The sequence below is a fragment of the Mesorhizobium sp. M7A.F.Ca.CA.003.01.2.1 genome (assembly GCF_003998945.1).
Lineage (GTDB): Bacteria > Pseudomonadota > Alphaproteobacteria > Rhizobiales > Rhizobiaceae > Mesorhizobium > Mesorhizobium ciceri.
Map to the genome: position 1 here is coordinate 1 of NZ_RZRA01000263.1, position 6,114 is coordinate 6,114.

Sequence of the window (6,114 nt, forward strand, 5' to 3'; positions counted from 1 at the left end):
GGCATGATCAAGGTCGAGGTCGGCGCGCTGCCGGCCGCCGAGATCGGCCAGGTCGTGGTCAAGCTGAAGACATCAGGCTATCAGGTCGGTTTCCAGGCCGAGGACATCTGGGCCTTCGTGTGAAGGAAGATAGAGCAGACGACCCCCTCCATTGCTACAAAGACGTGGCCTAGTCCTCTCTGAACGCACGACTGATCTGATCGGAAAGCGGCTTCACGAAATATGAAAACGCAGACCGTTCGTGGGTCTTGATAAAGGCCTCAACGGGCATTCCCGGAAGAACAATGAGTCCGTCTAGCCGCGCCAGTTCTTCGGGCGCTACCACGAAGCGCACCTGATAGTAGGAAGATCCTGAGCGCTCGTTAGTCGTCAGGTCAGCTGCAATACGGACAACCGTCCCATTGAGTTCTGGCGTGGTACGCTGATTGAATGCCGAGAGGCGTAGCACTGCCTTCTGCCCAAGCTCAATCTGGTCGATGTCGCGCGGTGCGATCTGGGCATCCAGCGCGAGCCCGCCGCTATCGGGAACGATCGACATAATCACATCCCCTGGCGAAATGACGCCGCCGACAGTGTGAAATGCCAGTTGGTGCACGATGCCAGCCTGTGGAGCGATGATGTCGATTCGCTTGAGTTGATCCTCGGCCGCGATCTTTCGCTCGATATATTCTCCGATCTGACCTTGCACTTCACGAAGTTCGGCGCTCACTTCAGTTTTCAGGTCGGAGTCGATCTGCAGGATCTGCAGTCTAGCTTCCGATATTCGGCCTGCTGCTTGAGCCTGGCCGGCCATCGCCTCGCCTCGATCACCGCCGAGGGTCGCCGCCTCTCGCTCCAGGTCGTTCAATCGCAACACAGAAACAATGCCCTTTGCCCGGAGCACTTGAAGCGAGGCGATCTCGGCATCAAGCACAGAGAGCCCACGATCAAAGGCTGTTTCGCGAGACTTCAGGCCATCGATCTCATGCGCGAACTGCTTAATTCTTTCGCGCAACTGGGACTTCTTCCCCGCTCGGTCTTCCTTCCTGAACTCAAACAGTCGACGCTCACTCTGAACGGCTGCGGCGATATCGGTGTTGTCAAGCCGGGAAAGTAAAGTTCCTGGAAACGCAATCTGGTCTTCGTCGTCGCGCTCGGCCTCAAGTCTAGCGAGCCGTGCAGTCAATTCGTCCAGCCTCTTGGTGACGATTCCAAGGTTTGCCCGCGCTTGCGTTGCATCGAGGCGCACAAGTACATCTCCGGCAGCAATCTTCTGCCCCTCCTTGATGAGAATCTCGCTGATAACGCCTCCAGTCAAATGTTGGATTTTCTTGACATAGCTATCGACGACAAAGGTGCCGGAAGCCACGACTGCACCAGAGAGATTGGTTGCGGCCGCCCACCCGCCTATGCCTCCCACCAAGAAAAGGCAGGAAGTGCCGCCAATGAAGAGGTGCCGCCGGATAGATCTTGAAACCAATTCGGCCTCAACGTTTGGCATCGGATCCCTCCATCAAGATTTCAGCGACCTCCGGCTTTGACTCGTTCGGATCTGCGACCATCTTGAAGGGCGCGAGCATCCTGGCCGATACAGAAAAGCCCGGATATCCAGCCATGGTAGGATTCGGAGAAGGGACCTTTGATATTTTCGAAAGAACTTCGTCGCGTGGTCCGAAGGCTTTGACCCGACCGGCCTCCATCATGAGAACGAAATCGACTGCAGCTAGCGCGCTCGGTCGATGCGCTATAACTATTGCGATCCCCTTGCGTTCCCTCACGGCCGCGATTGCCTTCACAACAGCAGCTTCGCCATCGGCGTCAAGATTCGCATTGGGTTCATCGAGCACGACGAGGAACGGATCGGCGTAGAGTGCCCTGGCAAGGCCGATCCGCTGGCGTTGCCCTGCCGAAAGGGATGATCCGGCTTCTCCAATGCGGGCTTCATATCCTTTATCAAACTGCAGGATAAGCTCATGAACGCCAGCCGCCATCGCGGCTGATACAATTGTCTCCGGCTTCGCGTCGGATTCGAAGCGGGCGATGTTCTCTGCGATCGTGCCATCGAAAAGTTCGCCCCCCTGTGGCAGGTAGCCGATGTGGCGACCGATTGCCTCCTGATCCCACTGGTCGAGTGACGCGTCGTCAATACGCACTTTGCCGCTCGCCGGGGTCCAGGCGCCAACGAGAGCGCGGGCAAGCGTCGACTTCCCCGCACCGCTAGGGCCAATAATGCCGAGCGCGCTCCCCGCGCGCATGACGAAGTTTGCTGCGAAGACCGTCGGCTTCGTCTCACCAGGGGGAACGACGGTGATGCCTGCGGCACGCAGTTCGCATTGCGGTTTGGGCAGGGCCAAGACAGTTGTCTCTTCAGGCATCATCAGCAGCAAATCCCTGAGGCGGATCCAACTCTGTCTCGCCATCAGGAACACTTTCCAACTTCCGATTGCCAATTCGACGGGCGCTAGTGCGCGGCCCATTATGATGGAACTGGCAATCATCACCCCCGGTGTGACCTGCTGCTCGATAGCGAGCCATGCACCCACTGCCAGGATTGCGGACTGGAGAACCAAACGAAGTGTTTTTGCAACGCCCCCTAGGCCGCTAACAACATCGCTGGCCCTGCGATTTGCCGCAAGGTAGTCCGAATTTGCAAGGCGCCAGCGCGCGGTCATGCGATTGCTAAGCCCCATCGCACGTATAGCTTCGGCATTGCGACGGGACGCGTCCAGCAAGGCATTGCGCACCGTGTTATGCCGGAGTGCCTCTCGAGTTGGGTTGCGGGAAGACGCATCGGTAATAACGGTAAGCGAGACCAACAAGATCGCGCCGACCATTGCTGTCATACCAAGCCAGAAATGAAGTAGAAAACACAGGCCGAGATAAAAGGGCATCCAAGGTAAATCGAAAAACGCGGTCGGACCGGGTCCGGAGAGAAAATTGCGTACATTGTCGAGATCGCGCAGCGGCTGCAATCCGTCGCTGGGCATGCGAGTTTCGAGTGGAAGGCGGACGACTGCGTCGTGAACGCGCCCGGAAAGCTGGTGATCGAACCGCTCACCGACGCGTAGAAGAACGCGGGCACGAATGATGTCAAGGCCGCATTGAAAGGCATATAGGCCGAACGCAAGCATCCCGAGGCCGACCAGTGTTGGGACGCTGTGGCTGGCAAGCACACGGTCATAAACCTGCAACATGAACAAGGGGGCAGTTAGCGCCAATACGTTTATGACGCCGCTTATCACCGCTGTTGCGAGGATTACCGCCTTGTTCGCCGCAACAAGTGACCTTTCAAATCCCCCAGAACCTATCTTCTCGGGGGATCGGGTCATGGAGATCTCGTTCCACCTACTTCAGCACAAAATCCTATGCATAGCTCAAGCATATTGCTTGTTACTGCCACTGATCCAGACCGAGGTGACTCACCCAAGACATACTTCAAGCGGCAACAAGCCATGCTGGGTCGAATCCCATATCAAACACGGTGTTCATTGCCACGCTGTGCGCGTTGTCATTTTCGTCCAAATAAGCCAACGAGAATGAATTAAAAACCTGCGATCTGCCGAAGTACCCGTTAATAACATGCGCCGACCCTGTCCATTCTGAAGACATACCAAAGTCTACCGTGTAGTCTCCATAAAGCACATCGGTACTGATGTAGTAGGCCTTGTTGGAGCTAAATGAATATGTACCAATTTCGATTGAAGTGGCTCCGTCATTGCCGCTGAGGGTATATTTTACATCCCACCAGTTCGTAACATAGTCTATCTCATACCATTGCTCACTTGCATGTATCGTTGTTGTACGCTGCGCGACCAATGTCTTCTCTAGATCCAGATCGGTGAGGCTTAATCCAGACAATAGGAAATTATTCAAGGGAGCAGAATAGTCTGAAGCGGGATCTGATGGCCAATACTTCTCTAGATTTCCAACAGCGACGTCATGCCCGCCATCGGGCGTCATGACATAGCCGACAAAAAAGTGACTCGAATCCTGGAACTCGATCGTGTCGTTCCCGCTGCCCGTATCAATCATGACCGGCAGGATTATACCCCAGCTGTTGTCTGCAACACCCGAGACTATGATGTGGTCATTTCCAGCGCCAGAAAAGACAAATCCCTGATCCGGATTGACCAAGGTTATCTCGTTGTCCTTTTCATTCCCAACAAGAATAAACTGAGAGGTGCTGTTCAAGGTGAAGCTGGTAACGTCACCCTGCAGGACAACCAGATTTCCATCCTTGTTCGCCGATGTTGCCGCATTTCCGGCTATGAAGGTGGCGCCGTTGATATTGACGATGTTATGCGGGTCGAGCCCCCAATAGTAAGGGTTCGACAGTTTGTAGGAATCCGATTGCATCCACTCGGAATTGTACCCTGCAAGAGTCAACTCGTTTGCGGTGCCGATGGTCTGGTTGATCACGTGATCGAACTCAGTCCCATGGGGAGTTGTGGGGAGATCGCTCCGGTCGAACGATATCTCCTTGTAGTCAGTGCTGGCATGCAGGATATTTGAGGTTCCTGAAACCGCCTCCTCAATCAGGAGACCATGAATGAACCTGCCAAGGAAACCAGACGCATCGGTGTCGTTAGCTGGGGCATACGGTTTTTGCTCGAACAGATATGACTGCTTGCTATCCAAGAATCCCGTATGGGTAGCGGCCCACTGGAGCAAGCTTTTGGCGAGAACATCGTCCCCGATAATAAATTTCATCTGAGATAGATTAAACACAAATGGATCCATATCCTGGAACCATTGGAGCGCATAGTTTTTCGCCGTAGCATCGCCGACTGTCAGCGGAATATTCATTCTAAAGTAGGATAGATACTGAGACAGATCCGCACTCGACGTGACCAGCCAGAAATCATAGTCGTTGAGAGCTCGAACCTCGTAGTAGGGTGTCCACCCTTCCGCCGCGCCTGAGAGCTCGGGGAAAACAGTTTGGTATGCTGCATCATGATAGTCGGAAATTTGCCGCCCCGTAAGGTTCCAATCAGTTTGTGTTGACCGAAGAGCGTAGTCACGCGTAGCGAGTTCCAGCATGAGCGCATCGCGACGTTGGTCAAAGAGTCCTGACGCGAAATCGCCATCTATTTTGTTCTTGGCATAGTTGTTAGCAACAATTCCGATTAACGAGTCGGCGTTCACGACACCATGTGCCATGCTTCCATAGTAGATGCCAGCGGCGGAAAGCGCATCGTAGTAATGAGACGCGTCACCCGTCGAGATGGTAAGCGCATATGCAGAGTTAATATCGTTTATCTGCTGTGAAGTTGGCATGATACGCTCCTATTTTTCAGAAAATGAATCAATCAGCGCCGAAAGACGTTTGTGAAACCTAGAGACGTCCTCTCGAAGATATTTACGAGGCGCCATGATCATCCAGCGCAATCCAGCCCTATCAAAGCTCATCATGCACGATGATACAGAAGAATATCCAGTGCACATAATGTACATAGGATCCGGCGCGGAAATATAGTAGATATTGTGAGAGAGATACCCCTTAGCATTATCCTTTACGCGAAACGAGGCGAATTTAATACCAGCATCGAGGTCATTTATAATTGGAAGCAGGAGGTTTTGCGGAATATGAATTTTTAGTGGGCCGCCTGGAACGGAGGCCGCCACTCCGAGTGCGTCCGAAAGCGGCAGCAGATCCTCCTCCCCCCGGATCTGGGGGTTTGGCCCGCGGCCAGCTTTCAGTTCAGGATAGCTCAGTCGTAGCGCGACTTGCTTGATATCCATGGTTGCCTTCGGATTTCGTTCCCGAAATAGATCTGAGGGGACATAGAGCGTTCCCTGCGAGTATGTCACGGCAACGCGATCGATCGACGAAGAGGTGAGCCAGAGAAAACGTTCGTCTCCAGTGTCGAGTGATGCGGATTGCGAGTGCCCGCAGGTGACCAAAGCCAAGAGGAGCGCAATTGAAAATCGACCTTTGAGCACGCGTTTTCCCGCCCAGCATGCGCTCTAATTCGTTAAGTTATTAGTATGCCATATCTCATAACGATTGCAACAATTAATATACTTACAGATTTATCTTTCATCGAAGTATATAAGTAAGATCTTTTATAATAATGCTGATCTCGATGCGTAGCTATCAGGTCGGTTTCCAGGCCGAGGACATCTGGGCCTTCG

General features: G+C 53.5%; 4 protein-coding genes and 1 pseudogene. 1 reads left to right on the plus strand and 4 read right to left on the minus strand.

Annotated elements, in window-relative coordinates; all coding sequences use genetic code 11:
- A pseudogene (locus tag EN969_RS36725) lies at window positions 1–123 on the plus strand (FkbM family methyltransferase); the annotation flags it as partial.
- 46 nt (window positions 124–169) lie between these two features.
- On the opposite strand, the gene EN969_RS13120 reads toward EN969_RS36725, so the two are convergent.
- The 4 genes from EN969_RS13120 to EN969_RS13135 all read right to left on the minus strand — a co-directional run bounded on the left by EN969_RS13120 (window position 170) and on the right by EN969_RS13135 (window position 5,922).
- Window positions 170–1,480, minus strand: a complete 1,311-nt coding sequence (locus EN969_RS13120; RefSeq protein WP_063168213.1) for an HlyD family type I secretion periplasmic adaptor subunit — start codon at window positions 1,478–1,480, stop codon at window positions 170–172.
- On the minus strand, window positions 1,467–3,308 hold the full coding sequence (locus EN969_RS13125) for a type I secretion system permease/ATPase (protein WP_063168212.1): 1,842 nt from the start codon (window positions 3,306–3,308) through the stop codon (window positions 1,467–1,469). Before EN969_RS13125 ends, EN969_RS13120 begins: the two co-directional genes overlap by 14 nt.
- A 106-nt stretch (window positions 3,309–3,414) precedes the next feature.
- Complete coding sequence (locus EN969_RS13130; RefSeq protein ID WP_063168211.1) at window positions 3,415–5,256, minus strand: hypothetical protein; 1,842 nt, start codon at window positions 5,254–5,256, stop codon at window positions 3,415–3,417.
- Between the two features lie 9 nt (window positions 5,257–5,265).
- Complete coding sequence (locus EN969_RS13135; RefSeq protein WP_063168210.1) at window positions 5,266–5,922, minus strand: hypothetical protein; 657 nt, start codon at window positions 5,920–5,922, stop codon at window positions 5,266–5,268.
- Window positions 5,923–6,114: the final 192 nt, after the last annotated feature.

Excerpts from the sequence above, each read along its gene's own strand:
- EN969_RS13120 (WP_063168213.1), bottom strand. The coding sequence starts at position 1,480 with ATGCCAAACGTTGAGGCCGAATTGGTTTCAAGATCTATCCGGCGGCAC.
- EN969_RS13125 (WP_063168212.1), bottom strand. The coding sequence starts at position 3,308 with ATGACCCGATCCCCCGAGAAGATAGGTTCTGGGGGATTTGAAAGGTCA.
- EN969_RS13130 (WP_063168211.1), bottom strand. The coding sequence starts at position 5,256 with ATGCCAACTTCACAGCAGATAAACGATATTAACTCTGCATATGCGCTT.